The organism is Pseudomonas sp. D1-36, from assembly GCF_051132205.1.
Classification (GTDB): Bacteria; Pseudomonadota; Gammaproteobacteria; order Pseudomonadales; family Pseudomonadaceae; genus Aquipseudomonas.
Map to the genome: position 1 here is coordinate 5,539,647 of NZ_CP071674.1, position 25,837 is coordinate 5,565,483.

General features: G+C 62.1%; 24 protein-coding genes. 16 read left to right on the forward strand and 8 right to left on the reverse strand.

Annotation, left to right across the window (positions count from 1 at the left end; translation table 11 throughout):
• Positions 1-6: 6 nt before the first annotated feature.
• A complete protein-coding gene (gene tagH / locus J3P76_RS25010) occupies positions 7-1,434 on the reverse strand; it encodes a type VI secretion system-associated FHA domain protein TagH (protein WP_434701353.1) in 1,428 nt (475 codons plus the stop codon).
• A 404-nt stretch (positions 1,435-1,838) separates the two neighbouring features.
• On the opposite strand from tagH, the gene tssA reads away from it, so the two are divergent.
• The 12 genes from tssA to J3P76_RS25070 all read left to right on the forward strand — a co-directional run bounded on the left by tssA (position 1,839) and on the right by J3P76_RS25070 (position 15,240).
• On the forward strand, positions 1,839-2,864 hold the full coding sequence (tssA, locus tag J3P76_RS25015) for a type VI secretion system protein TssA (RefSeq protein ID WP_420767136.1): 1,026 nt from the start codon (positions 1,839-1,841) through the stop codon (positions 2,862-2,864).
• Between the two features lie 82 nt (positions 2,865-2,946).
• Positions 2,947-3,462, forward strand: a complete 516-nt coding sequence (gene tssB, locus J3P76_RS25020) for a type VI secretion system contractile sheath small subunit (RefSeq protein ID WP_186633609.1) — start codon at positions 2,947-2,949, stop codon at positions 3,460-3,462.
• A 12-nt stretch (positions 3,463-3,474) separates the two neighbouring features.
• On the forward strand, positions 3,475-4,971 hold the full coding sequence (gene tssC / locus J3P76_RS25025) for a type VI secretion system contractile sheath large subunit (RefSeq protein WP_030138240.1): 1,497 nt from the start codon (positions 3,475-3,477) through the stop codon (positions 4,969-4,971).
• Between the two features lie 225 nt (positions 4,972-5,196).
• Positions 5,197-5,685: an Hcp family type VI secretion system effector gene (locus J3P76_RS25030; RefSeq protein ID WP_420767135.1), complete on the forward strand. Its 489-nt coding sequence runs from the start codon at positions 5,197-5,199 to the stop codon at positions 5,683-5,685.
• A gap of 81 nt (positions 5,686-5,766) precedes the next feature.
• Positions 5,767-6,219 carry a T6SS effector amidase Tae4 family protein gene (locus tag J3P76_RS25035; RefSeq protein WP_420767134.1) on the forward strand — a complete coding sequence of 151 codons (453 nt, stop codon included), beginning with the start codon at positions 5,767-5,769 and terminating at the stop codon, positions 6,217-6,219.
• Positions 6,216-6,641 (forward strand): hypothetical protein, encoded by a 426-nt coding sequence (locus J3P76_RS25040; protein ID WP_434608825.1) that lies wholly within the window; start codon positions 6,216-6,218, stop codon positions 6,639-6,641. The genes J3P76_RS25035 and J3P76_RS25040 overlap by 4 nt, the downstream gene beginning before the upstream one ends.
• Positions 6,635-7,147, forward strand: a complete 513-nt coding sequence (gene tssE / locus J3P76_RS25045; RefSeq protein WP_420767132.1) for a type VI secretion system baseplate subunit TssE — start codon at positions 6,635-6,637, stop codon at positions 7,145-7,147. Before J3P76_RS25040 ends, tssE begins: the two co-directional genes overlap by 7 nt.
• Complete coding sequence (gene tssF / locus J3P76_RS25050; protein WP_434608822.1) at positions 7,144-9,003, forward strand: type VI secretion system baseplate subunit TssF; 1,860 nt, start codon at positions 7,144-7,146, stop codon at positions 9,001-9,003. The genes tssE and tssF overlap by 4 nt, the downstream gene beginning before the upstream one ends.
• A complete protein-coding gene (gene tssG, locus J3P76_RS25055) occupies positions 8,967-10,019 on the forward strand; it encodes a type VI secretion system baseplate subunit TssG (protein ID WP_434608820.1) in 1,053 nt (350 codons plus the stop codon). The genes tssF and tssG overlap by 37 nt, the downstream gene beginning before the upstream one ends.
• The gene (gene tssH, locus J3P76_RS25060) at positions 10,012-12,702 is read left to right on the forward strand and encodes a type VI secretion system ATPase TssH (protein ID WP_434608818.1); all 2,691 of its coding nucleotides are present in this window, start codon (positions 10,012-10,014) and stop codon (positions 12,700-12,702) included. Before tssG ends, tssH begins: the two co-directional genes overlap by 8 nt.
• Before the next feature lie 159 nt (positions 12,703-12,861).
• Complete coding sequence (gene tssI, locus J3P76_RS25065; protein ID WP_420767128.1) at positions 12,862-14,799, forward strand: type VI secretion system tip protein TssI/VgrG; 1,938 nt, start codon at positions 12,862-12,864, stop codon at positions 14,797-14,799.
• Positions 14,800-14,817: 18 nt separating this feature from the next.
• Positions 14,818-15,240, forward strand: coding sequence for a DcrB-related protein (locus J3P76_RS25070; protein ID WP_434561590.1), 423 nt, complete (start codon positions 14,818-14,820; stop codon positions 15,238-15,240).
• Positions 15,241-15,321: 81 nt separating this feature from the next.
• Here J3P76_RS25070 and J3P76_RS25075 read toward each other — a convergent pair whose 3' ends face one another.
• The 5 genes from J3P76_RS25075 to J3P76_RS25095 form a co-directional block, all read right to left on the reverse strand.
• Entirely contained in the window at positions 15,322-15,855 is a 534-nt protein-coding gene (locus tag J3P76_RS25075; RefSeq protein ID WP_434608814.1) for a hypothetical protein, read from the reverse strand.
• Entirely contained in the window at positions 15,852-17,147 is a 1,296-nt protein-coding gene (locus J3P76_RS25080) for a PAAR domain-containing protein (protein ID WP_420767125.1), read from the reverse strand. Before J3P76_RS25080 ends, J3P76_RS25075 begins: the two co-directional genes overlap by 4 nt.
• Positions 17,148-17,171: 24 nt before the next feature.
• Positions 17,172-17,606 (reverse strand): DcrB-related protein, encoded by a 435-nt coding sequence (locus J3P76_RS25085; protein ID WP_420767124.1) that lies wholly within the window; start codon positions 17,604-17,606, stop codon positions 17,172-17,174.
• A 296-nt stretch (positions 17,607-17,902) separates the two neighbouring features.
• Positions 17,903-18,553, reverse strand: a complete 651-nt coding sequence (locus J3P76_RS25090; RefSeq protein ID WP_420767123.1) for an HAD family hydrolase — start codon at positions 18,551-18,553, stop codon at positions 17,903-17,905.
• A gap of 28 nt (positions 18,554-18,581) precedes the next feature.
• A complete protein-coding gene (locus J3P76_RS25095) occupies positions 18,582-19,127 on the reverse strand; it encodes a gamma carbonic anhydrase family protein (RefSeq protein ID WP_420767122.1) in 546 nt (181 codons plus the stop codon).
• Positions 19,128-19,199: 72 nt separating this feature from the next.
• Here J3P76_RS25095 and prlC point away from each other — a divergent pair, with 72 nt between their 5' ends.
• The 3 genes from prlC (at position 19,200) to J3P76_RS25110 (ending at position 23,684) form a co-directional block, all read left to right on the forward strand.
• Complete coding sequence (gene prlC, locus J3P76_RS25100; protein WP_434635351.1) at positions 19,200-21,278, forward strand: oligopeptidase A; 2,079 nt, start codon at positions 19,200-19,202, stop codon at positions 21,276-21,278.
• Positions 21,275-21,553, forward strand: coding sequence for a YheV family putative zinc ribbon protein (locus J3P76_RS25105; protein WP_434608807.1), 279 nt, complete (start codon positions 21,275-21,277; stop codon positions 21,551-21,553). The genes prlC and J3P76_RS25105 overlap by 4 nt, the downstream gene beginning before the upstream one ends.
• Before the next feature lie 115 nt (positions 21,554-21,668).
• Entirely contained in the window at positions 21,669-23,684 is a 2,016-nt protein-coding gene (locus J3P76_RS25110; protein ID WP_434701354.1) for a M3 family metallopeptidase, read from the forward strand.
• On the opposite strand, the gene J3P76_RS25115 is transcribed toward J3P76_RS25110, so the two are convergent.
• Positions 23,660-24,340, reverse strand: coding sequence for a dual specificity protein phosphatase family protein (locus J3P76_RS25115; RefSeq protein WP_434701355.1), 681 nt, complete (start codon positions 24,338-24,340; stop codon positions 23,660-23,662). The genes J3P76_RS25110 and J3P76_RS25115 overlap by 25 nt on opposite strands.
• A 228-nt stretch (positions 24,341-24,568) precedes the next feature.
• Positions 24,569-24,952, reverse strand: a complete 384-nt coding sequence (locus tag J3P76_RS25120) for a COG4315 family predicted lipoprotein (RefSeq protein WP_434608800.1) — start codon at positions 24,950-24,952, stop codon at positions 24,569-24,571.
• A gap of 151 nt (positions 24,953-25,103) precedes the next feature.
• Here J3P76_RS25120 and phoB point away from each other — a divergent pair, with 151 nt between their 5' ends.
• Positions 25,104-25,793 (forward strand): phosphate regulon transcriptional regulator PhoB, encoded by a 690-nt coding sequence (gene phoB, locus J3P76_RS25125; protein WP_003177195.1) that lies wholly within the window; start codon positions 25,104-25,106, stop codon positions 25,791-25,793.
• Positions 25,794-25,837: the final 44 nt, after the last annotated feature.

Consider the following 25,837-nt stretch of genomic DNA (forward strand, 5'->3'; position numbering starts at 1 on the left):
CGCCGCTCAACGGCGTCGCTGTCGTGTGCTGTGCTCTTCGTAAGCGCGGCTGAACTCACGACCGAACAGGTCCTGGAAATCCTCTTGGGCTTCCCGGGAAATGTTGCTGTAGAGCTCGGTGAATTGCTGCCAGTACTGGGCCTGTCGCGAGCCGCTGAAAATGCCTGAAAGTCCACCAGGCTTGGCCATGCGTTCTTCCAGTTGCGCCGGCTCGAAGCGCGCCAGCAAATGCTTGATCGCCGCTTCCACGCCGGCCATGACCGCCAACTGGTGGGCGCGCAGATCATCGAAACTGTCACGCACCGCCACGTCCGGGGCCATGAATGCCTGGTTGCCATGGCGCAACAGCAACAGCAGGGCTTCATCGACATTGGGGGCGAACTTCAGCGGGTTGTTTTCCACCGGCTGGATCATCGTCTGCTGGATGCGGAATTCACCCTTGAGGCTGCTGCGGGCGCGCAGTACATCGATCAGCCCTTCGACCATCAAGCGATAACTGCGCCCGATGCTCTCCATCTGCGCCTCGGCGTTGGCCTTGTCCAGGCGCAACTGATCCAGCCCGGCGCCGCGCAGGAAAGCCTGGAGCAGGTCGGGTTGAGAGGTTTGCACCGGGGAGGTCGTCGGTTCGACGCGGCTGACGGGCGCTTCTGGTCGCGGCGCGGGTTCAATCGGCGCAACGACCTCAACCACAGGGATTGCCGGTACGGGAACCGGCTCGGGCAGCGGCGCAACGGGAATCGGCGCCACGGGCGCTGGCTTGTCGCTGAACAGATCCCAGTCTGCCGGAATGACCGGGGCCGGCGTTCCCGCCACTGGCTCGAACACCGGCTCAGCCACCTGCGGGGGGGTCGGGCGGGGGATCGGCGTAGGCGCACGGAAATCGTGCTGCTCGGCCGGCACATGATCCGGCTGGGTGGCCGGCGGGACGCTGGGCGGGGTGAGGAAGTCGAACAGGTCCGGCAGTGTGTCCATGGACGATACGCCCTGGAAGTGGGCCGGCATGGCGACGGGCATCGGCGAAGGCGTATTCACGGATGCGCTCTGACGGCCCATCAAGGCTTCGAAACTGCTGGGGGCTTCGGCGAACGGATTGCTGTCGGTCATCGGCAGGTCGAAGTCGACCCGCGCCTGGATCTCATAATCGCCAATGCGGATGATCTCGCCGTCCTGCAACGGCTCGCTATTGCCTTTGCGCAGGCGAATACCGGCCTTGACCAACTCCACACCGTTAGTGCTGTTATCGGTCAAGTAATAACGCCCGTCCTTGTATTGGATAACGCAATGCTTGCCCGAGACCAGGCGTTCCGGATCCGGCAGAACCCAATCATTATCGGAACTACGGCCAATTGCCATCACACCCTGACCCAAGGTCTTTTCAGAACATTGTCCGGGGGTAATCTTGTGATAACTAGTGATAGTCAAACACAGCGGCATCTCGCCTCCTTGCTGAATACTTCTTGTCGCCGGCGATACATAAGAACGGGGCCCCGTCGATGCGACATGGGATCCTTGCCTGCGACCGGAACGGCTTTTTGCCAGCATGATCGCTGATCTTAACCGGCCTGCGTGACAAAAAAACCTGTTCCAGTGCCTGCTTCGACCTACGAGTCGCGCGGGTTGTTAAGCACCTCACAACTGTCACATCGGCGAAATAGCTTACCTTGACAACGGATAAGTACTACACCAAAAATGCACAACTTCTTGAATATACATGATGGCACTTTAAGATCACCTCGCTCTTATAGCGCCATTATCGTCAAGGAACATGTGAAGTTTCATCCGAAACTTGCGTGTGCACTGCCCGACTTCTTCAGCGGGTGATAGGGAGATCGATCCAAGTGGATGTGCCTTTGTTGCTCGCCGCCGTTTCCGCGAATTCGCCTTGCGGTGAAGACCTGGAATATGACGCGGATTTCTTGCGCCTGGAGCGTGATTCCCGAGGCCAGCCCGAACGCAGCATGGGCGATTCGATCCTGCCCGCCGAACCCCCTGAATGGCGCAGCATCCAGCAGCAGAGCCTGGACCTGTTGCAGCGCAGCAAAGACCTGCGCATCACTCATTTCCTGTTGCAGAGCTCCCTGGCCCTGGAAGGTATTCCCGGCCTCGCCCGCGCATTGACGCTGATCAGCGAGTTGCTCAAGCAATACTGGGCCGACCTGCACCCGCGCCTGGACGCCGATGACGACAACGACCCCACCGTGCGCATCAATGCCCTCGCCGGCCTGACGTCGGACGTCACCATTCGCCTGTTGCGCGAGAGCATCCTGGCCCGCTCGCGAACGTTCGGCGCCGTCAGCCTGCGCGCCGCCGCCAATGCCAGCGGCTTGCAAAGTTTCCCCGATGAAAGTCTCGGCGCCGAACAGCTCGCCGGCGCCCTGCTCGACAGCGACCCCGAGCAGCTGGAAGTCATCCGTGCCGCCCTGCTGGAAGCCCGCAGCGCCGCCGAAGCCATCGAACAGCAGGTCAGCGACCAGGTCGGTTCCGCCCAAGGCGTGGACCTCGGCCCGTTGAAGCAGCCGCTGAAAATGGCGTTGCAGATACTCGGTCAGTTCGCCCCGCAGAGCGGCGACAGCGACCTTGCCGATCCTGTCGAAACCGACGACACCGCACCCGTCGAATACACCAGCTCACCAGGCGCGCCCCGCAGTACCGTCCCGGGGGAAATCAACAACCGTGACGACGTGCTGCGCAGCCTGGACCGGATCCTGGCGTACTACACCCGCCATGAGCCCTCCAGCCCGCTGCCGGTGCTGTTGAATCGGGCGAAGAATCTGGTGCACGCCGACTTCGCGGCGATCGTGCGCAATCTGATTCCCGACGGCATGAGTCAATTTGAAAACCTGCGCGGCCCGGAAAGCGAATAAAAAGCGAGCGGATCACGCAGTCACGTCATAGGTACCTCCCGATGACGCCAACACCGTCGCTCAAGCGACCAGGAGCAGCAACGTGGCGAAGCAAAGTTCTCAGAAATTCATCGCGCGCAACCGCGCGCCTCGAGTGCAGATCGAGTACGACGTCGAGCTCTACGGCGCCGAGAAAAAGGTCCAGTTGCCCTTCGTCATGGGGGTAATGGCCGACCTCGCCGGCAAGCCCGCCGAGCCTCTGGCACCGGTGGCCGATCGCAAGTTCCTCGAGATCGACGTCGACAATTTCGACTCGCGCCTCAAGGCCATGCAGCCGCGCGTGGCGTTCCATGTGCCTAACGAATTGACCGGCGAAGGCAACCTGAGCCTGGACCTGACCTTCGAAAGCATGGACGACTTCAGCCCGGCAGCCGTGGCGCGCAAGATCGACTCGCTGAACAAGCTGCTCGAAGCGCGTACCCAATTGGCCAACCTGCTGACCTACATGGACGGCAAGACCGGCGCCGAGGAAATCATCATGAAGGCGATCAAGGACCCAGCGCTGTTGCAGGCCCTGGCGAGCGCGCCGAAGCCCGCCGACGCAGAGCCCAAGGCTTAAGGACTAACGATCATGAACGATTTGGTACGCGACAATCAGCCCCAGAACCTGGGCGCCACCGAAGAAACCAGCGAGTTCGCCTCGCTGCTGCTGCAAGAATTCAAACCCAAGACCGAACGTGCCCGCGAAGCCGTCGAGACCGCCGTGCGCACCCTGGCCGAACAGGCCCTGGCGCAGACCGACCTGGTGTCCAACGACGCCATCAAGTCGATCGAGTCGATCATCGCCGCCATCGACGCCAAGCTCACCGCCCAGGTCAACCAGGTCATCCACCACCCGGATTTCCAGCAATTGGAAAGCGCCTGGCGTGGCCTGCACTACCTGGTCAACAACACCGAGACCGATGAGCAGCTCAAGATCCGCGTGCTCAACATCTCCAAGCCTGACCTGCACAAGACCCTGAAGAAATTCAAGGGCACCGCGTGGGACCAGAGCCCGATCTTCAAGAAGATGTACGAAGAAGAATACGGCCAGTTCGGCGGCGAGCCTTACGGCTGCCTGGTGGGCGACTACTACTTCGACCAGTCGCCACCGGACGTGGAACTGCTGGGCGAACTGTCGAAAGTCTGCGCCGCGATGCACGCGCCGTTCATTGCCGCTGCCTCGCCAACCGTGATGGGCATGGGCTCCTGGCAGGAACTGTCGAACCCGCGCGACCTGACCAAGATCTTTACCACGCCGGAATACGCCGGCTGGCGTTCGCTGCGTGAGTCGGAAGACTCGCGCTACATCGGCCTGACCATGCCGCGCTTCCTGGCGCGCTTGCCGTACGGCGCCAAGACCGACCCGGTGGAAGCCTTCGCCTTCGAAGAAAACACCGACGGCGCCGACAGCTCCAAGTACACCTGGGCCAACGCTGCCTACGCGATGGCGGTGAACATCAACCGTTCCTTCAAACACTTCGGCTGGTGCTCGCGCATCCGTGGCGTGGAGTCGGGCGGTGAAGTGGAAAACCTGCCGGCCCACACGTTCCCGACCGACGACGGTGGCGTGGACATGAAGTGCCCGACTGAAATCGCTATCTCGGACCGCCGTGAAGCGGAACTGGCGAAGAACGGTTTCATGCCGCTGCTGCACAAGAAAAACACCGACTTCGCCGCGTTCATCGGCGCCCAGTCCCTGCAGAAACCGGCCGAATACGACGACCCGGACGCCACCGCCAACGCCAACCTGGCCGCGCGCCTGCCGTACCTGTTCGCCACCTGCCGTTTCGCCCACTACCTCAAGTGCATCGTGCGCGACAAGATCGGCTCCTTCAAAGAGAAGGACGAAATGCAGCGCTGGTTGCAGGACTGGATCCTGAACTACGTCGACGGTGATCCGGCGCACTCCACCGAGACCACCAAGGCCCAGCACCCGCTTGCTGCCGCCGAAGTGATCGTCGAAGAAGTCGAAGGCAACCCGGGGTACTACAACTCCAAGTTCTACCTGCGTCCGCACTACCAGCTCGAAGGGCTGACCGTGTCGCTGCGCCTGGTATCGAAACTGCCTTCGGCCAAGGGCGCTTAAAAACCCACTGAACGTACGCAATAGAACATGTGGGAGCGAGCCTGCTCGCGATGGCAGTGGATCAGTCGCCACCTGCGTTGCCTGACCCGCCGCCATCGCGAGCAGGCTCGCTCCCACAAGGGATCTTCAGCAGTTTGGAGATCACCTTAGTTCCGCTCGGCAAAACAGATTTCGCAAGGTCAGCGTCAACCAAACAACGTGGTAGAGACCACACAGGGAGAAAACATGGCTGTTGATATTTTCATCAAGATCGGCGACATCAAGGGCGAGTCCATGGACAAGGTCCACAAGGACGAGATCGACGTCCTGAACTGGAGCTGGGGCATGTCCCAGACCGGCAACATGCACGTGGGCAGTGGCGGTGGCGCGGGCAAGGTGAGCATCCAGGACCTGTCTCTGACCAAGTACGTCGACAAGGCTTCACCGAACCTGATGATGCACTGCGCCAGCGGCAAGCACGTCGACAAGGTCAAGCTGACCGTGCGCAAGGCCGGCGGCGAAAACCAGGTCGAGTACATGATCATCAACCTGGAAGAAGTGCTGATCACTTCCCTGAGCACCGGCGGCTCGGGTGGCGATGATCGCCTGACCGAAAACGTCACCCTGAACTTCGCCAAGGTGCTGGTGGACTACCAGCCGCAGAAAGCCGACGGCACCAAGGAAGGCGGCCCGGTCAAGTTCGGCTGGAACATCCGTCAGAACGTCAAGGTGTAATCGAACACGCCCCTGGCGCCACGCGCCGGGGGTGTTTGGTGCTTGCTCGCATCCCATCCTTTCCTGCCCGGTGTCTGAGTCATGGCCAAGCCTGCGTTTATCAATTTGTGGAAAGCGTATTCCGATTTGCGGATAACCCATCCCGATGCAAAGCCTTGCGACGGTCCGTGGGCCAACCAGTGCGCCATACGCATGAGCGTGACGCTCAATGCCGAGAAGACTATCAAAGTCAATAAATTCACCTACACCGAACCCAAGTGTGCCCATGAACACGCCAGGGGCGCCGAATCGTTGGCGAACTGGTTGTGGAAGCACCATCTGGGGCGTCCTACCATCCTCAGCAATAGCGCCGCCGACCGGCAGAAGTTGATGAGCAAGACCGGGTTGATATTCTTCAAAGACTGTTATCGGCAACAGGGCCAGACCGAGGAAAACCGCACCGGCGATCACATCGATCTATGGAACCGGGGCGTGACTCAAACCGGTGATCTTTTCTACAGGTCCAAGGCTGTCTGGTTCTGGGAGCTGACATGATGAAAAAGCACCTGCTCGCTGCTTGCCTGGCGATGAATCTGGTTTGCCTGAGCGCATGTGCCGAACATACCGAGACGACGGCAACCCGAGCTGTTTTCGCTGGGCAAGCACTTAGCCTGATTGACGATCAAGGCCAGTGCGCACTGCTCAAATCCGACCAGAGCCGCATGCAATTGGATATGGAATGGCCCTGCAGCTTTATGTTGGACAAGCAGCAGCTGCGCGTGGAGAAGTTCAACGAAGTACCGATATTTGCGGTTTGGCGTAGCGAGCACATGCCCGCGCCCAGTCGCGATTGCATCACCAAGATGCAGGCTATCCGTCAGATGCCGCAGGGCTTTGAAGCAGCTCCGGTAAGCATCTATGCATTCTGCGGCCCGGGAGCGGACCAGAAAATGTACGTAGCGCCATTCACGTGGTAACCGAAATCGCCACCCGCGATCGCTTGCAACCGTCCCTGCTGGACCGGCTGACCGACGACGATCCGACCAACCCCAAGGAAAGCGCCGACAAGCGCGTGCTTTCCCTGACGCAATTGAAAGCCTCGGTGCTGCGTGACCTGGCGTGGCTGCTCAACACCACCTCGCTGCTCGACGGCGATGCCACGCTGCACACGCCGGCGGGCACGTCGGTGGTGAATTTCGGCCTGCCGGCGCTGGCGGGCAACAGCGCGTCGAACGTCGACGTCGCCGCCCTGGAGACCTTGATCCATCAGGCCATCGCCACGTTCGAACCGCGCATCCTGCGTCACACGTTGCGCGTGCGAGCCCGGGCGACGGCCGAGATGAACCACAACGCCCTGAGCTTCGAGATCGAAGGCGACCTCTGGGCGCAGCCGGTGCCGCTGCGCCTGATGCTGCAAACCGACCTGGACCTGGAAACCGGCCACGTGCGCGTCGTCAACGCCGACCAGCGGAGACGCCCATGAACCCGCGCCTGCTGGAGCTGTACAACCAGGAATTGCACCACGTGCGCGAAAGCGCCGCGGAGTTCGCCAAGGAATACCCCAAGATCGCCAGCCGGCTGACCTTGGCCGGGATGGACTGCGCCGACCCGTATGTCGAGCGCCTGCTGGAAGGCTTCGCCTATCTGACGGCGCGGGTACAACTCAAGCTCGACGCCGAGTACCCGACCTTCACCCACAACCTGCTGGAAATCGCCTACCCGCACTACCTGGCGCCGACGCCGTCGATGACCGTGGTGCAAATGCAGGCCGACCCGGACGAAGGCTCGCTGAGCAGCGGTTTCCCGCTGCCCCGCGATACCGTACTGCGCGCCGCCCTGGGTCGCGAATCCCAGACTTGCTGCGAGTACCGCACCGCTCACCCGGTGACGTTGTGGCCGTTGCAGGTCAGCCAGGCCGAATATTTCGGCAACCCGTCCGCCGTGCTCGGGCGCCTGGCCGCCAGCGAACCGAAAGCCAAGGCCGGCCTGCGCCTGACCCTGCGCACCGGCGCCGAGCTGCCGTTCAACAGCCTGGCCCTGGACAACCTGCCGCTGTACCTCAGCGGCGCCGACGAACAGCCCTTCCGCCTTTACGAACAGCTGCTGGGCAACGCCTGCGCGGTGTTCGCGCGCCAGCCCGGCGGCAATTGGGTCGAACGGTTGCCCCAAGATGCATTGCGTTCCCAAGGCTTCGATGACGCCGAGGCCGCATTGCCGGTGGTGTCGCGGGCTTTCCAGGGCTATCGGCTGCTGCAGGAATATTTCGCCCTGCCCCATCGCTTCCTGTTCGTCGACTTCACCCAGCTCAGCCGCGCGGTCAAGCGCTGCGAAGGCCAGGAGCTGGAATTGATCGTGCTGTTCGACCGTCACGATCCGAGCCTGGAAGGCAGCGTTGGCGCTTCGCAGTTCCTGCCGTTCTGCACCCCGGCGATCAACCTGTTTCCCAAGCGCCTGGACCGCATTCACTTGTCGGACCGCGTCAACGAACATCACGTGATCGCCGACCGCACCCGGCCGATGGATTTCGAAGTGCATTCGCTGACGGGGCTGACCGGCCACGGCACCGGGCCGGAGCAACCGTTCCTGCCGTTCTACGCCGTGCGCGATCCGTCCCGCTATGGCCGCGACAAAGCCTATTACACGGTACGCCGTGAGCCGCGCGTGCTGTCCAGCGACCAGCGCCGCAACGGCCCGCGCTCGACCTACGTCGGCAGCGAGACCTTTGTCAGCCTGGTGGACAGCCAGCAAGCGCCCTATCGCCACGACTTGCGCCAGCTGGGGGTGACCGCGCTGTGCACCAACCGCGATCTTCCGCTGTTCATGAGCGTGGGCAACGGCAAGACCGATTTCACCCTGGCCGACAGTGCGCCGGTGGGCGCGGTGCGTTGCGTGGCAGGTCCCAGTCGTCCACGGGCCAGCCATGCCCATGACGCCAAGGCCTGGCGATTGATCAGCCAGTTGTCCCTGAACTACCTGTCGTTGAGCGAACAGGGCCAAGGCGCCGCCGCCCTGCGTGAGCTGCTGCGACTGTACGGCGACAGCAACGACGCCGCGCTGCAATTGCAGATCGAAGGCTTACGGGAGGTCAGCAGCAAGGCGTGCACCCGACGCCTGCCGATGCCCGGCCCGATCGTCTTTGGGCGTGGCCTGGAGATCATCCTGGAATTCGATGAAAACGCGTTTCGCGGCACCGGGGTGTTCCTGCTCGGCGCGGTACTGGAGCGCTTCCTGGCACGCTACGTGTCGATCAACAGTTTTACCGAGACGGTGATCCGTACCACCGAACGCGGCGAGATCATGCGATGGAAAGCCAAGCCCGGACGTCGTCCGACCCTTTGAGTACCCTGGAGGCGATGCACCAGGAACCCTGGGAATACGACTTTTTCCAGGCGTTGCGGCGCATCGAATGTGAAACCCCCGAACTGCCGCGCCTGGGCCATTCCCTGCGCCTGGCCGATGACCCGTTGCGCCTCGGGCAACAGGCCGACTGTACCTTCGCCCCGGCGACCCTGGCCTCGGTGCAACCGGGCGTGGACGGCGCGCCGGCGCGCCTGGAACAGTTCTTCTTCGGCCTCGGCGGCCCCAACGGCCCGATGCCGCTGCACATCACCGAATACGTGCGCGAACGCCAGCGCAACAATGGCGACAGCACCAGCAAGCGCTTCCTCGACGTGTTCCACCATCGCCTGCTCAGCCTGTTCTACCGGGCCTGGGCCGAAGCGCGGCCGACCGTCAGCCACGATCGCCCGGACGATGACTATTGGTCGGCGCGCCTGGCGGCACTCAGCGGCCGGGGCATGCCGAGCCTGCTCAACCAAGGGTTGATCCCCGACACGGCGAAGCTGCACTACAGTGGCCACCTCTCGGCGCAAACCCGTTATCCGGACGGCCTGAAGGCGATCCTCAGCGAGTATTTCGGCCTGCCGGTGGAAATCGAAGAATACGTCGGCCAGTGGCTGGAACTGCCGGAGCGCAGCCGCGTCGGTGTCAGCGCCCATCAGTTGGGCGTGGACTTCTGCCTGGGCCGTTTCGTGTGGGACCGCCAGCACAAATTTCGCATTCGCCTGGGCCCGCTCAAGCTCGATGACTACATGGGCATGCTGCCCGGCAGCCAACCGTTCAACGAGCTGGTGGCCTGGGTCGCCGAATACCTGGGACACGAGCTGGACTGGGACCTGAACCTGGTGCTGGAACAGCCCGAAGTGCCCGCACTACAACTCAATGGCCGTTTCCGCCTGGGCTTCAACACCTGGCTGGGACGACCTGAAAAAGATGCCAACGATCTAATACTGGCCCGGCACTACGCCGAACAGGCCAACACCTCACAGACCTCAAGGAGCCATGAGCATGGGTGAAATCAGTCGCGCCGCGTTGTTCGGCAAACTCAACAGCGTGGCCTACAAAGCCATCGAAGCCGCCACCGTGTTCTGCAAATTGCGCGGTAACCCTTATGTGGAGCTGGCCCACTGGTTTCATCAATTGCTGCAACTGCAGGACTCGGACCTGCACCGCATCATCCGCCAGTTCAACATCGAGCCGGCGCGCCTGGCCCGTGACCTGACCGAGGCACTGGATCGTTTGCCACGCGGTTCGACATCGATCACCGACCTGTCCTCCCACGTTGAAGAAGCCGTGGAACGTGGCTGGGTCTACGGCAGCCTGATGTTCGGCGAAAGCCAGGTGCGCACCGGTTATTTGGTGCTGGGCATCCTCAAGACGCCGAGCCTGCGCCACGCGCTGCTGGGCCTGTCGTCGGAGTTCGACAAAGTCAAGGTTGAAGCCTTGAGCGAACGCTTCGATGAATACGTTGGCGACTCGCCGGAAAACGCCCTGGCCGCCAGCGACGGTTTCAACGCCGGCGCGGTGCCGGGCGAGGCCAGCGGCGCGATGGCCCCTAGCGCCATGGGCAAGCAGGAAGCGCTCAAGCGCTTTACCGTCGACCTCACCGAGCAGGCCCGCAGCGGCAAGCTCGACCCCATCGTCGGCCGTGACGAAGAGATCCGCCAACTGGTGGACATCCTCATGCGCCGTCGGCAGAACAACCCGATCCTCACCGGTGAAGCCGGCGTGGGCAAGACCGCCGTGGTCGAAGGCTTTGCCTTGCGCATCGTCGCCGGCGACGTGCCGCCGTCCCTCAAGGACGTGGAGCTGCGCAGCCTCGACGTGGGCCTGTTGCAGGCCGGCGCGAGCATGAAAGGCGAATTCGAACAACGCTTGCGCCAGGTCATCGAAGACGTCCAGGCCTCGCCCAAGCCGATCATCCTGTTCATCGACGAAGCCCACACCCTGGTGGGTGCCGGTGGCGCCGCCGGCACGGGCGACGCGGCCAACCTGCTCAAGCCGGCCCTGGCCCGCGGCACCTTGCGCACCGTGGCCGCCACGACCTGGGCCGAGTACAAGAAGCACATCGAAAAAGACCCCGCCCTGACCCGCCGCTTCCAAGTGGTGCAAGTCGCCGAACCGTCTGAAGACAAAGCCCTGCTGATGATGCGGGGCGTGGCCTCGACCATGGAAAAACACCATCAGGTGCAGATCCTCGACGAAGCCCTGGAAGCCTCGGTCAAGTTGTCCCACCGCTACATTCCCGCGCGCCAGTTGCCGGATAAATCCGTGAGCCTGCTGGACACCGCCTGCGCCCGCGTCGCCATCAGCCTGCACGCCGTGCCCGCCGAAGTGGACGACAGCCGCCGCCGTATCGAAGCGCTGGAAACCGAGCTGCAAATCATTGCCCGCGAGCACGCCATCGGCGTGGCCATCGGCAGCCGCCAGACCCAGAGCGAAAGCCTGCTGGGCGCCGAACGTGAGCGTCTGGCGGAGCTGGAAAGCCGCTGGGCCGGAGAGAAAACCCTGGTGGACCAATTGCTGGAAACCCGCGCCACCCTGCGCGAGCGCGTCGGCGCGGTGGACAGCGAAGACCGCAGCGAAGCTTCTGACAACGAAAGCCACGCCCTGCGCGAGAAACTGGTGGACCTGCAACAGCGCCTGACCGCCCTGCAAGGTGAAAACCCATTGATCCTGCCGACCGTGGATTATCAGGCCGTGGCCTCGGTGGTTGCCGATTGGACCGGTATCCCGGTGGGCCGCATGGCCCGCAACGAGCTGGAAACCGTGCTCAACCTCGACCAGCACCTGAAAAAACGCATCATCGGCCAGGACCATGCCTTGCAGATGATCGCCAAGCGCATCCAGACCTCCCGCGCCGGCCTCGACAACCCGAGCAAGCCGATTGGCGTGTTCATGCTCGCCGGCACCTCCGGCGTGGGCAAGACCGAAACCGCTCTGGCCCTGGCCGAAGCCATGTACGGCGGCGAGCAGAACGTCATCACCATCAACATGAGCGAGTTCCAGGAAGCCCACACCGTGTCCACCCTCAAGGGCGCGCCACCGGGCTACATCGGCTACGGCGAAGGCGGCGTGCTGACCGAAGCCGTGCGGCGCAAACCGTACAGCGTGGTGCTGCTGGACGAGGTTGAAAAAGCCCACCCGGACGTACATGAGATCTTTTTCCAGGTATTCGACAAGGGCGTGATGGAAGACGGCGAAGGCCGGGTGATCGACTTCAAGAACACCCTGATCCTGCTGACCACCAACGCCGGCACCGAGCTGATCGCCCAGGTCTGCAAGGACCCGCAAAACGTGCCCGAGCCGGAAGAGATCGCCAAGGCCCTGCGTCAACCGCTGCTGGAAATTTTCCCGCCGGCGCTGCTGGGTCGCCTGGTGACGATCCCGTATTACCCGCTCAGCGATGAGATGCTCAAGGCCATTACCCGCCTGCAACTCAACCGCATCAAGAAGCGCGTGGAGAGCACCCATAAAGTGGCCTTCGACTACGACGACGCGGTGATCGACCTGATCGTCTCGCGGTGCACCGAAACCGAAAGCGGCGGGCGCATGATCGACACCATCCTGACCAACAGCCTGCTGCCGGACATGAGCCGCGAGTTCCTCACCCGCATGCTCGAAGGCAAGGCCATGGCCGGCGTGCGGATCAGCGCGGTGGACAATGAACTGAAGTACGATTTCAGCGATGCGGCCTGACTTCAGGTAACACCGCACGACCCTGTGGGAGCGAGCCTGCTCGCGAATGCAATCTGTCAGTGACATCCTTGTTGACTGACACACCGCTTTCGCGAGCAGGCTCGCTCCCACAAGGGCTATTCGGTTCCGTCAGTTATTACCATTTACATGAGATCACCGATGCTATTCAACCAAGCCTCACGCCTGGCCAAGATCACCAGCCCGCTGGGGCCCGAGGTGTTGTTGCTCAAGGACATGGGCGGCGGCGAAGAGCTGGGGCGGCTGTTCAACTATGAGTTGCAGCTGCACTCGCTGGACAACGCCATCGACCTCAATCAGGTGCTCGGCAAACCGATGTGCGTGAGCGTTCAGCTGGACGGTGGCGGCGAACGGCATTTCCACGGCATCGTTGCGCGCTTCAGCCAGAACGTCGACCAGGGCCAGTTCGCCAGTTACCAGGCCACGCTGCGCCCTTGGTTGTGGTTGCTGACACGCACCTCCGACTGCCGGATTTTCCAGAACCTGACCATCCCGCAGATCATCAAGCAGGTGTTTCGCGACCTGGGTTTTTCCGACTTCGAAGACACCCTCAGCCGCCCGTATCGCGAGTGGGAATACTGCGTCCAGTACCGCGAGACCAGCTTCGATTTCGTCAGTCGACTGATGGAACAGGAAGGCATCTATTACTTTTTCCGCCATGAACAGGGCCGTCATGTGCTGGTGCTGGCCGACGCCTACGGCGCCCACACCACGGCGCCCGGCTATGGATCGGTGCCTTACTACCCGAAGAACGAGCAGCAGCGCGAGCGCGACCATATCCACGACTGGCACCTGGCCCAGGAAGTCCAGCCGGGTTCGCTGGAGCTTAACGACTATGATTTCCAGCGCCCCAGCGCGCGCATCGACGTGCGCTCGGCCATGCCCCGCCCGCACGCTGCCGGCGACTATCCGCTGTTCGATTACCCGGGCACCTACGTGCAAAGCGAAGACGGCGAGCACTACGCCCGCACCCGAATCGAAGCCTTGCAGACCCAGCACGAGCAGGTCGAGCTGGCGGGCAACGCCCGGGGCCTGGGGTCGGGGCATCTGTTCAGCCTCACCGGCTTCACCCGACAGGACCAGAACCGCGAATACCTGATCGTCGGCGCGCGCTATTACATCTCCCAGGAAAGCGGCGAGAGCGGCGTCGGCGCGCCTTCGGCACAGTTCGAAAGCAGCCTGACCTGTATCGACGCCCAACAGAGCTTCCGGCCGATGGCGATCACCCACCGGCCCATCGTCAAGGGACCGCAGACCGCGTTGGTGGTCGGCCCCAAGGGCGAGGAAATCTGGACCGATCAGTTCGGCCGGGTGAAGGTGCACTTCTATTGGGACCGGCACGACCAATCCAACGAAAACAGCTCGTGCTGGATTCGCGTGTCGCAGTCCTGGGCTGGCAAGAACTGGGGCTCGATGCAGATTCCACGCATCGGCCAGGAAGTCATCGTGAGCTTCCTCGAGGGCGACCCTGACCGGCCGATCATCACCGGTCGTGTCTACAACGCCGAGCAGACCGTGCCCTACGACCTGCCTGAAAATGCCACCCAGAGCGGCATGAAGAGCCGTTCGAGCAAAGGCGGCACGCCGGCGAACTTCAACGAAATCCGCATGGAAGACAAGAAAGGCGCCGAGCAGTTGTACATCCACGCCGAGCGCAACCAGGACATCGTAGTCGAGGTGGACGAAAGCCATTCGGTGGGCCACGACCGCAACAAAAGCATTGGCCACAACGAAACCGTGACCATCGGCAACAACCGCCTGCGCATCGTCAAGCAGGAGGACATTTTGTCGGTGGGCCAGCGCAAGACCGACAGCATCAGCCAGAGCTACGTCATCGAAGTGGGCGAGAACCTGCGCCTGGTGTGCGGTGAAAGCATCCTGGAGCTCAACGCCAGCGGCCAGATCAACCTGACCGGCGTGCAAATCAGCTTTTACGCCAGCGGCGATGCCGAATTCAACACCGGCGGCGTGCTGCACCTGAACAATGGCGGCGGCCCCGGCGCCACGCCGGACGGCCAGGGCGTCAAGGCCAGCATCGACGCGAACGTCGCCGCCGCGTTCCCGGCGCCCAAGGGCTAATTCAGAGAACCAAGCACCATGACTTACCGCCTCAACGAATTCCAGCTGCAACTGCCGCCCGCCGAGTTGCTCGACGCCTCGATCAATATCCTCAAGTTCCCTGAACTGGGCACGTCGCTGATCGTCAGCCGCAGCCTGCTGGCCGAGGGTGAAACCTTGCAAAGCAATCTCGACGAGCAGCTCAAGCGCTTGGAGAAACAAGTCCAGGACCTGCGCTGCCAGCCGGGCGCCACCCTGCGCGTGGGTGCGAACCAGGAAGTCGAAGCCATTGAATTACGCAGCCAGTTCAACAAGGGCAACGAGAAGGTCTTCCAGTATCAACTGGCGCTGGTATTGCCGGGCACGCGCAAGATGCTTGCCTTGAGCTATGTAAAAGCCCAGAAGCTGGGCGATGCCGAGGCAGCGCACTGGGCGACGATCAAGGGCTCGTTGACGTTTTGATGCGCAGGCGTGAACCCCTCGCTACAGAGCGGCTTCGTACCTGCGATGTCGGCTTTTTGTCCTGACCAGGCAACGGCCCGCTCAGATATTGGCCGGCACGAAATCCGGCCCGCCCAACTTGTCCCGCACCATCACCGCCGAACGCATCAAGGGCGTCCACATGCCGTCCGGGCTGTTCCACGCCGCACCGGCCCACCGCGTATCGGCCACCAGTTCGGCCTTGTGGTTTTCCAACAGGCGCTTGAGGGCCAAGGCGACGCCGCCCATGTCCACGTCGAACAGATCGCCGTAGGGGCCCAGCGGCTGCTGGCGCTGCTTGTCCTGGCAGAAACGGTAATACCAGACCCAATCGGCAGCGATGTAGATCGCCCGTGTCCGGTCTGGATATGTCGCCAGCATCCGCAACAGGCCCGCCACGAATCGCGCCGGGAAACTCGGGTCATGGGTCTGGAGCCAGTAGGGCATGAGCAACCGGTCGAACGCCGCGACTACGTTTTGGGGCTCGTCGTTGTCGTTCTTGGCCTCGAGAAAGTAGAACGGCTCGCCCACCAGGAATTTATCCAATTCATCATTGGCGAGGGCCAACAGCAGCACGTTGTCTTGCGGGTTGTTCATTGGATTCTCACTACGTCTCGGGTCGTCATCAGCGCATTGATGTCGTTGCCGTGGGCGATGGGCACGTTGTCCAGCACGGCTTCGCGCATGCCGCCTGGATGGGTCAGGCCGCCGGGTCGCCATAGGGAGTTCACACCGCCCTCGTTGCCGGTCGGCATCAGCACCTTGGGCTTGTCCAGGTTCATCATGTAGATGTCCTTGCCCACCAGCGACCCCGGATCGTAACCCAAGGCCGATTCCAGTACCGAAACGTCGCCGGTTTTTTTGTACTCGGCGACCACCGCGTTCAGGTCCGACTTCGCCATGACGAACTTGTTCGGGTTGAACGACCCGTATTTGGGGTTGGAAATATCGTCGGCGGTGAAGAGGAAACTGCCGCCCTCATCCTCGAAGGTCTTGAGGTGCTTGTCGATGTATGGGCCTTCGAGATAGTCGCTCGGCGGTGGCCGGCTGCCCTTGGGGATCGCCATGATATCGGCCTCGGTCGTGCCTGGCTTGTAGGCCGCGACACGCGGTTTTGGCCCCGCGCCGAGACGCGCCATTTTCGGCCCCAGCCCCAGCAGCGCCATGCCGGCGATGCCTTGAAGCAGATCGCGATAACCGGGGCCGAGGCGGTCGCCCAGGTCGCCCAGCAGCGCCATGCCGCCCATCATGGCGCCACCGATGACCACGAACCCGGCAAAAGCCGCCGCCCCGGCCATCGCCGCCAACACGGCGGCAGCGCCCATGGCCACCAACCCCAATGCTTCAAGTCCGGTGTGCAGCCAGCCTTCGATGTCGAGAACAAACGCCACCGAGACCGTCGGCCCGCCGATGAACGTATTCGCGCTGCCAGTCTTGATGTGGGCGCCGCAGACCATCTTGCTCTGCAACCGCGCCGCCGGTTTCCCATTGATGTAGACCGTGGCGCTGCCTTCGGCGATCAGCACCGGGAACGGCCAGATCGGATGGTTCATTGGCAGCCCCGTGCAACCGGCCGACATGTCGACGCCAGCGCGCATGGCATTGCGTCGGTTGATGTGCACGTTGAGACTGCCCATGATCAACGCCCCTGTCGTGGGCTCGGGCAAGTTGAAAATGGTGTTCAGGCCCTTGAGGATCTGGAACATCGACAACCCGCCGGCGGCAATCGAACCGGCCATGATTGCCAGCGCCACGCCCCCGGTCGCCACGGTGGCCGCCACAACCGCCGCGCCGATCAATGCCCCGGCCACGGCACCGGCGACCATCGCGGCGACACCAAAACCGTGGGCTATTTCATCGCCAAGGCGCGCAGCAGCCAGCATGTCCATTGCGTTGTCTTCTTCCTGGAATGATCAGGCGGTCGCCGGCAAGACCTTGAACGAATGCATGGCCGCTTTCCAGGCCGGCTCGTGAAACACGAGATCGTTCGGCGTTGTGGTCAGCGTGGTAATCAGCCCCACGGGCTGGCGGTCGATAAACACCTGGCGCAGCATCAACTCTCGCCCTTCGCGCTGCCAGCTGTAATCAAGCAACACTGCGGCGCGCTCGTGCAGCAAGAAATCCCAACGCTTGATCAGCTTGAAACCCGGTAACTGCTGTTCGGCGCTCGCCAGTTGTTGGTCTACATAGTCGTTGAACGGCGTATCGCCCCGGCTCGGATCGCGGCTGATGACGAAACTGGCTTCCTTGGCACCGCCAACGGCAGGCAGCTTGAAGATATTGATGCTCTGGTCCTGCCAACTGTCAGGGATGTCGAGATCGGCTTCGTGGAGGCGGTAGAGCGTCATGATTCGGGTCGTTTCCAGGCAGAGGGAGGCATCAACGAGCGAGAGATCTTCAAGCAATGAATGGCAACAATCAAGGTGCCTGGAGAGAGCGTTTTCGAGGCCATGACGCCAGTCTCATTTTTAGGTAGCACCCAGAGGGACGGCCCAACGACGCCCTCGGTCCCGTGACGAGCGAGCTTGCTCCCGCTCGGTTGCGCAGCGAACGCAAGATTATTAGGGCCGCTGCGCTGCCCAGCGCGAGCAAGCTCCCTCGCCACGGGCCCTAGGCAAGCTGTCAGGCTTTGTCGATGCCTTGATCAGGTTCGCAGGAATGCCCGGTGCAGCTCATCCAACGTCTGGAAGTGGTGCACCGGGTTTTCCGCGCTCAATTCCTCGAAACTGCCAAACCCATACCCCACTGCTGCGGCGTCCAGGCCGTTGCTGCGGGCACCGATCAGGTCGTGTTTGCGATCGCCGATCATCAGGGTGGCGGCCGGGTCCAGGCTTTCTTCGGCCATGAGATGGGCGATGAGCTCGACCTTGTCTGTGCGGGTGCCGTCCAGTTCGCTGCCGTAGATCACCTTGAAGTGCTTGGCGAAGTCGAAATGGCGGGCAATTTCCCGGGCGAAAACCCAGGGCTTGGACGTGGCGATGTACAGCTGCCGATTTTGATCGGCGAGGGTTTCCAGCAGCGGCAGGACGCCATCGAACACGCGGTTTTCGTACAGGCCGGTGACCTTGAAGCGCTCGCGATAGAAAGACACCGCCTCCCAGGCTTTCGCTTCATCGAAGCCGTAGAACTGCATGAAAGCCTGCAACAGAGGCGGGCCGATGAAGTGTTCGAGGCGGGTCAGGTCGGGTTCGTCGATGCCCAGTTTGCTCAGGGCGAACTGGATCGAACGGGTGATGCCTTCCCTGGGGTCGGTAAGGGTGCCGTCGAGGTCGAAGAGTACAGTCTGGTAGTGCATGAAAATTCCTGGGCAGTGGCGGGACGGTTCAGGGCTGGTCGTAGCCTTCGGCCAGATGCAGGTCCTTGAGCTTTACGTAGTTCGCCGCGCTGTAGGTGAAGAATGCGCGTTCCTTGTCGGTCAGGGGGCGGACCTGTTTCACCGGGCTGCCGACGTACAGGAAGCCGCTCTCCAGGCGCTTGCCCGGCGGCACGAGGCTGCCGGCGCCGATGATGACGTCGTCCTCGACCACCGCGCCGTCCATGACGATGCTGCCCATGCCGATCAGAATTCGACTGCCGACGGCGCAACCATGGAGCATGACTTTGTGGGCGATGGTCACGTCATCGCCGATCAATAACGGAAAGCCATCGGGGTTGAACGGGCCGGCGTGGGTGATGTGCAGCACGCAGCCGTCCTGGACGCTGGTGCGCGCGCCAATGCGGATGCGGTGCATGTCGCCGCGGATGACCGTCAGCGGCCAGACGGAGCTGTCTTCGCCGATTTCGACGTCGCCGATCACCACCGCGGTGCTGTCGACAAAAGCCCCACGGGCAAGCCGCGGGCTGTGATTCTGGTACGTGCGAAGGGTCACGATAGGCTCTCTCTTATCGGGTGATAGGCGCTGCTAGCTGCGGTGAACGCCGATTGTAATTAAGATGGGCCGATGTTTCTTCCAGCGAAGGTGTCAACCGTGAGCGTGAACAACCCTCTTTTGCAGCCCTACGACCTGCCGCCATTCTCGGCGATCCGCGCCGAACACGTGCAACCGGCCATCGAGCAGATCCTGGCTGACAACCGTGCCGCCATCGCCGAAATTCTCAAGACCCAAGTCAAGCAGCCTACCTGGGCCGGCCTGGTATTGGCGATGGACGAGCTCAACGATCGCCTCGGCGCGGCCTGGAGCCCGGTGAGCCATCTGAACGCCGTGCGCAACAGCCCCGAACTGCGCGAAGCCTACGAGGCATGCCTGCCGGCGCTCAGTGCCTACTCCACCGAACTGGGCCAGAACCGCGAGCTGTTCCAGGCCTTCGAAGCCCTGGCGAACAGCCCCGAGGCGGCCGGTTTCGATGTGGCGCAAAAAACCATCCTGGAACATTCCCTGCGCGATTTCCGCCTGTCGGGCATCGACCTGCCGCCCGAGCAGCAGAAGCGCTACGCCGAAGTGCAAAGCAAATTGTCCGAGCTGGGCAGCCGCTTTTCCAACCAGTTGCTCGACGCGACCCAGGCCTGGACCAAGCACGTCACGGACGAGGCCGCCCTCGCCGGCCTGACCGACTCGGCCAAGGCGCAAATGGCTGCCGCCGCCCAGGCCAAAGGGCTGGATGGCTGGCTGATCAACCTGGAATTCCCTAGCTACTACGCCGTGATGACCTACGCCGAAGACCGCGCCCTGCGCGAAGAAGTCTACGCGGCCTACTGCACTCGCGCCTCGGACCAGGGCCCGAACGCCGGTCAGAACGACAACGGCCCGGTGATGGAACAGATCCTCGACCTGCGCCAGGAACTGGCCCACCTGCTGGGCTTCGCCAATTTCGCCGAGTTGAGCCTGGCGACCAAGATGGCCGAGTCCAGCGACCAGGTGCTCAGCTTCCTGCGTGACCTGGCCAAGCGCAGCAAACCGTTTGCCGCCCAGGACCTGGAGCAACTGAAAGCGTTCGCCGCCGAACAGGGCTGCCCCGACCTGCAAAGTTGGGACAGCGGCTTCTATGGCGAGAAACTCCGCCAGCAGCGCTACAGCGTCGCCCAGGAAGCCCTGCGCGCCTACTTCCCGATCGATAACGTGCTGAGCGGCCTGTTCACCATTGTGCAGCGCCTCTATGGGATCGAGATCGCCGAGCTGAAGGGCTTCGACAGCTGGCACCCGGATGTGCGCCTGTTCGAGATCAAGGAAAACGGCCAGCACGTCGGCCGGTTCTTCTTCGACCTCTATGCCCGCGCCAACAAGCGTGGCGGCGCCTGGATGGACGGCGCACGTGATCGCCGCCGCACCGTCGACGGCGTCTTGCAAAGCCCGGTCGCCAACCTGGTGTGCAACTTCACCCCGGCCGACAGCGGCAAGCCGGCGCTGCTGACCCACGACGAAGTCACCACCTTGTTCCACGAGTTCGGCCATGGCCTGCATCACCTGTTGACCCGCGTCGAACATGCCGGCGTGTCCGGCATCAACGGTGTGGCTTGGGACGCCGTGGAGCTGCCTAGCCAGTTCATGGAAAACTGGTGCTGGGAACCCGAAGGCCTGGCGCTGATTTCCGGCCATTATGAAACCGGCGAACCGCTACCCCAGGACCTGCTGGAAAAAATGCTCGCGGCGAAAAATTTCCAGTCCGGCCTGATGATGGTTCGCCAGTTGGAGTTCTCGCTGTTCGACTTCGAGCTGCACGCCACCCACGGCGACGGCCGTAACGTACTGGAAGTGCTCGAAGGCGTGCGCGACGAGGTGTCGGTGATGCGTCCGCCGGCCTACAACCGCTTCCCCAACAGTTTTGCGCACATCTTCGCTGGCGGCTACGCGGCGGGTTACTACAGCTACAAATGGGCGGAAGTGCTGTCTGCCGATGCGTTCTCCAAGTTCGAAGAGGACGGCGTGCTCAACGCCGACACCGGTCGCGCCTTCCGCGAAGCGATCCTGGCGCGCGGCGGCTCCCAGGAGCCAATGGTGCTGTTCGTCGACTTCCGTGGCCGCGAGCCGTCGATTGACGCACTCTTGCGTCATAGCGGCCTGAGCGAGGACGCGGCAGCATGAGCGAGGGGCCTGTGATTACCAAACGACGCTTTATTGCCGGGGCGGTCTGCCCCGCGTGCAGCGAGCCGGACAAGTTGATGATGTGGAACGAAGACGGCGTGCCCCATCGCGAATGCGTGGCCTGCGGTTATTCCGACACGCTCAACGAGCAAGGCCTGTCGGTGCCCAAGGAATTGGGCACCCGGGTCAACACATCGGCGCTCAAGACGCCCGATGCGAAAGTCCAGGCGGTGCAGTTTTTTCCCAACCCGAAATTGAAGAAAAAAAACGACTGACATCTTCGGCATCACCTTCCGGGCCGTTCGGCCCGGAAGCGATACATAGTTACCGCAAGGTTGCCCCCTTTCCTGATCAGACTGACCTGACACGTCCGACTGACAGGAAGCCCCCATGCAACACGCTGATAACCCCCTGCTGCAGCCTTACGACCTGCCGCCCTTTTCGAAGATCCAGGCCGAACACTTCTCCCCGGCCCTTGACCAGATTCTTGCCGAGAGCCGGGCCAAGGTCGCCGAGATCATCGAGACCCAGGCCCCCTTCCCGACGTGGGACGACCTGGTGCTGGCGATGGACGAAATCCATGGGCGACTGAAAGGCTTCGGCTATGTACTGGACCGCATGGCATCCACCAGAAGTGGCGAGGCCTGGGCGCGGGCTTCACTCGACTGCGAGGAGCGCCTGGATGATTTCCAGCGATCGCTGCTGCGCAATACCCAATTGTTTCAACTTTACCAGCGCCTGGCGGACAGTGAGATCGCCGTGCATTTTTCCCCGGTCAGGAAAAGAACGCTGAAAAAAATCCTGCGGCAGTGGCACCGGGACGGGATGGGCTCCGCCGCGCAGGAAACCCTGGAAGATTTGAAGGCGCGTATGGAGGGTGCGCGAAGCCTGTTCTTGGAACACTTGCATGAGGCAAACAAGGCCTGGAGCAAGTCCTTCCAGGATGAAGCAGCATTGGGCGGCCTGCCCGTTGCGTTCAAGCAGCAAATGGCCAGGCAAGCGCGCGAACAGGGCCAGTCCGGTTGGTTGCTGACACTTGACGATGAATCGTTTCGCATCGTCACCCGCTATGCCGACGACTCCAGCCTGCGCAAGCAAATGTACGTCGCCTACAGCACGCGCGCTTCGGATCAAGGACCCCATGCCGGGATTTACGACAACGGCGAAGTGCTGCGCCAGTTGCTCGAGGATCGCCATGAATTCGCGACGCTGCTCGGTTATTCGAATTACGCGCAGATGGCGATCGAGCCGGAGCAAGCACAGTCGCCAGAGGAGGTCCTGTCATTTCTCAACGGGCAGCTCGAACAGCACCAAGCCTCGTTCGACGAGGACAAGAAGCAGCTCGATGCATTCGCCAGGACGCAAGGCTTCAGCAAGGTGGAGCCTTGGGATTATCTCTACCTGGCCCAGCAGCTTCGTCGGCAAACGGCCGGCGTTTCGGAACAGGACGTCAGCGCCTGGTTCCCGTTGGAGCCGACGTTCGCACGGATGCTTTTGGTCGCTCGGGACCTGTTTGGCGTGGATATCATCGTGCGTGCGGACGTGACGACCTGGCACCCGCAGGTGCGGCTTTTCGAGGTCAGCGAGCGAGGCGAAACCGTTGGCTATTTCTATTTCGACCCTTTCGAACACGCGGACCAGAATGGCTTTCCACAAACCAGCACCCTGCGAAACCGCCGCATCACCGCCGAGGGGCGGCCTCGTTATCCTGTGGCAGTGCTGAACGGCTGGTTGCCACAAGGCTCCGCTGCGACCCCGCTGTTGCTGGACCATCGTCAGTTACGAGTGCTTTCTCACGAATTGGGACATTGCCTGCACCATGTGTTGAGCCGGGTCGAATACCGCGACGTGTCGGGCATCAGCGAGCTCAGTCGGGACGCCGCCGAATTCGCTGGCGAACTGTTCGAACGGTGGTGCTTCTCCAAACAATTTCTGATCCGAGTATCGAAGCACCACCAGACCGGGGCATCGTTGCCGAACGAAGTCGCCGACCGATTGCTGACGTATCTGAAGACCCAAACGAGTTGGGTCGATGCGGGGCTTTTGCGCGCTGCGTTATTCGACATGGAGCTGCACCGCAGCCACGGCGACGGGCGCACGCCCCAGCAAGTGTTCGATCAGGTCCGCGAGCAAGTCGGCCATTTGCCGGCGTTCGAGAACGAACGCTGGCCCAATGGCCTGGATTACATGGTCACGGGCTATGACGCCGGGATTTATGCCTACGCCTGGTCCCGAACCCTGGCCAAGACCGTATTCAAGCGGTTCAAGCGCAACGGGTTGTTTGACCGAAAGACCGGCAAGGCGCTACGCGAAACGATATTGGAACGCGGCGATTCACGGCCACTGTCCGAGTCCATCGCGGATTTCTTGCAGGCGACCGATCAACGGGAAGGAACAAGCGTCTGAGGGTCGAGATGATGCGCCGTCGTCGTTGAGTTGACCCAGCTCTTGAGCGAGCACAGGGCAAAAACGCTGGTGCTGCAATCGCCGTTCTTCAATGCCGTGCGCAGTTTCTCCACGTCAACCCGCATGACGTAGCGGACCCCGTCCTTGAAAGAATGACTGTCACCGAAGCCGCCCTCGGTCATCTCTTCCAGCGCGTCCTCCTTGCTCCAGCCTTGGACGACAATCCTGTACATGGCGGCCACTAAGCCGGTGCGGTCCGAGCCATGCTTGCAATGCATGAGCACCGGGCCATGAGCCTCGGCATCCTCGATGGTTCGAAGGGCCTTTAGAATATCGCTGTCGTCGACGTGATTGGTGCGATAAGGCAATTGAACCCGCTCGATGCCCGGAGCCGCCAGCCAACTGGCATCCGAATCGGGCAAGAAGTTGATGACCGTGCCGATATTGAGTCTTTTTAGCAGGGAGACGGCGCCTTCATCCGGCAACGCGCTGCGGTATAACGTCGGGGACATCTGGTAGAGGTTGTACTGCTTTCCCACCGGCTCGGCCCATTCGGCAGGCCGCGCCTGCGTCGTCTCCGCAGCCTGGGTTGCGGGGGCGGCGAGCATCAGCAGCAGAACCAGGCAGGACACGGGGTGAAGGCGGAACTTGAGCATGGGGCGGCGACCGGAAGACCACGGGGGCTAAGGCGGTCAGTTTCCGGCGGCGTCGGTTAAAAAGCCGTGAGCGGGACGTCAATGTGGCGTGAAGGCTCGATGTTGTTCAAGGAAGCTTGCTCCCGCTCGGTAGCGCAGCGACCGCTGGATTGTGGGGCCGCTACGCTCAAAGCGGCGGACCGGCCCAGCGGGAGCAAGCTTCCACAAGCGCAATCTGAACGCCGAAGGTCATTTAGTCTTGGCCACTTTCCATGCACCGTCCATCTTGCCGTCGCCAGTCATGTCTCCGGCCTTCTTGTCCATTACGAAGGTGTACAGTGGTTTACCCTTGTAGGCCCACTGCATCGAGTCATCGTCACGCTTGATCACGGTCCAGTCCCCCTTGGATTCATCTCCTTTCTCGGCCATCAGCGGCGGCCAATTAACCGCGCACTGGCCATTGCATGCGGACTTGCCGGCCGAGTCCTTGGCAAAGGTATAAAGGGTCATACCCTTGTGGTCAGTGAACATGCCATCCTTCTCCATTGCAGGCTCGGCAGCCATCGCCAATCCAGGCAGAACCAGGGCAGCAGATATCAGCAGGGCTTTGAGAGAAACATTCACGCGCGTCATGGAAACCTTCCTTTGCAGTTGTCAGGATTCGGACTCAAAGCGTAGTCCAGGATCCCCTTTGCTGCCGCCTCAGGAAATAACTGTCACACGACTGCAATAATTCCGTTATCTAATGCGGCGCAAGACAGTTAAATGACAAGAGGATTAACCCATGGTTGGCAGGAGCATTCTGATCGTCGACGACGAGGCGCCCATTCGCGAGATGATCGCCGTTGCGTTGGAGATGGCCGGCTATGACTGCATGGAAGCAGAGAACTCCCAACAGGCCCACGCCATCATCGTCGACCGCAAGCCGGACCTGATTTTGCTGGACTGGATGCTGCCCGGCACGTCTGGCATCGAATTGGCGCGGCGCCTCAAGCGCGATGAGCTGACCGGCGACATTCCGATCATCATGCTCACCGCCAAGGGCGAAGAGGACAACAAGATCCAGGGCCTGGAAGTCGGCGCCGACGACTACATCACCAAGCCGTTTTCCCCTCGGGAACTGGTGGCGCGCCTCAAGGCCGTGCTGCGTCGTGCCGGGCCGACGGATGGCGAAGCGCCCATCGAAGTCGGCGGCCTGCTGCTCGACCCGATCAGCCACCGGGTGACCATCGACGGCAAGCCCGCCGAGATGGGCCCGACCGAATACCGCCTGCTGCAATTCTTCATGACTCACCAGGAGCGCGCCTACACCCGCGGGCAGCTGCTGGACCAGGTCTGGGGCGGCAACGTGTACGTCGAGGAACGCACCGTGGACGTACACATCCGGCGCCTGCGCAAGGCCCTCGGCGATGCCTACGAGAATCTGGTACAAACCGTGCGCGGCACCGGGTATCGTTTCTCGACAAAGGCCTGATACGAGCCCTTACCGCCCGACAAGCTGACAAGGACGCGCGTTCA

Excerpts from the sequence above, each read along its gene's own strand:
- tagH (WP_434701353.1), bottom strand. The coding sequence starts at position 1,434 with ATGCCGCTGTGTTTGACTATCACTAGTTATCACAAGATTACCCCCGGA.
- tssC (WP_030138240.1), top strand. The coding sequence starts at position 3,475 with ATGAACGATTTGGTACGCGACAATCAGCCCCAGAACCTGGGCGCCACC.
- J3P76_RS25030 (WP_420767135.1), top strand. The coding sequence starts at position 5,197 with ATGGCTGTTGATATTTTCATCAAGATCGGCGACATCAAGGGCGAGTCC.
- J3P76_RS25035 (WP_420767134.1), top strand. The coding sequence starts at position 5,767 with ATGGCCAAGCCTGCGTTTATCAATTTGTGGAAAGCGTATTCCGATTTG.
- J3P76_RS25040 (WP_434608825.1), top strand. The coding sequence starts at position 6,216 with ATGATGAAAAAGCACCTGCTCGCTGCTTGCCTGGCGATGAATCTGGTT.
- tssF (WP_434608822.1), top strand. The coding sequence starts at position 7,144 with ATGAACCCGCGCCTGCTGGAGCTGTACAACCAGGAATTGCACCACGTG.
- tssG (WP_434608820.1), top strand. The coding sequence starts at position 8,967 with ATGGAAAGCCAAGCCCGGACGTCGTCCGACCCTTTGAGTACCCTGGAG.
- tssH (WP_434608818.1), top strand. The coding sequence starts at position 10,012 with ATGGGTGAAATCAGTCGCGCCGCGTTGTTCGGCAAACTCAACAGCGTG.
- tssI (WP_420767128.1), top strand. The coding sequence starts at position 12,862 with ATGCTATTCAACCAAGCCTCACGCCTGGCCAAGATCACCAGCCCGCTG.
- J3P76_RS25070 (WP_434561590.1), top strand. The coding sequence starts at position 14,818 with ATGACTTACCGCCTCAACGAATTCCAGCTGCAACTGCCGCCCGCCGAG.
- J3P76_RS25075 (WP_434608814.1), bottom strand. The coding sequence starts at position 15,855 with ATGAACAACCCGCAAGACAACGTGCTGCTGTTGGCCCTCGCCAATGAT.
- J3P76_RS25080 (WP_420767125.1), bottom strand. The coding sequence starts at position 17,147 with ATGGACATGCTGGCTGCTGCGCGCCTTGGCGATGAAATAGCCCACGGT.
- J3P76_RS25085 (WP_420767124.1), bottom strand. The coding sequence starts at position 17,606 with ATGACGCTCTACCGCCTCCACGAAGCCGATCTCGACATCCCTGACAGT.
- J3P76_RS25090 (WP_420767123.1), bottom strand. The coding sequence starts at position 18,553 with ATGCACTACCAGACTGTACTCTTCGACCTCGACGGCACCCTTACCGAC.
- prlC (WP_434635351.1), top strand. The coding sequence starts at position 19,200 with ATGTTTCTTCCAGCGAAGGTGTCAACCGTGAGCGTGAACAACCCTCTT.
- J3P76_RS25105 (WP_434608807.1), top strand. The coding sequence starts at position 21,275 with ATGAGCGAGGGGCCTGTGATTACCAAACGACGCTTTATTGCCGGGGCG.
- J3P76_RS25110 (WP_434701354.1), top strand. The coding sequence starts at position 21,669 with ATGCAACACGCTGATAACCCCCTGCTGCAGCCTTACGACCTGCCGCCC.
- J3P76_RS25115 (WP_434701355.1), bottom strand. The coding sequence starts at position 24,340 with ATGCTCAAGTTCCGCCTTCACCCCGTGTCCTGCCTGGTTCTGCTGCTG.
- J3P76_RS25120 (WP_434608800.1), bottom strand. The coding sequence starts at position 24,952 with ATGACGCGCGTGAATGTTTCTCTCAAAGCCCTGCTGATATCTGCTGCC.
- phoB (WP_003177195.1), top strand. The coding sequence starts at position 25,104 with ATGGTTGGCAGGAGCATTCTGATCGTCGACGACGAGGCGCCCATTCGC.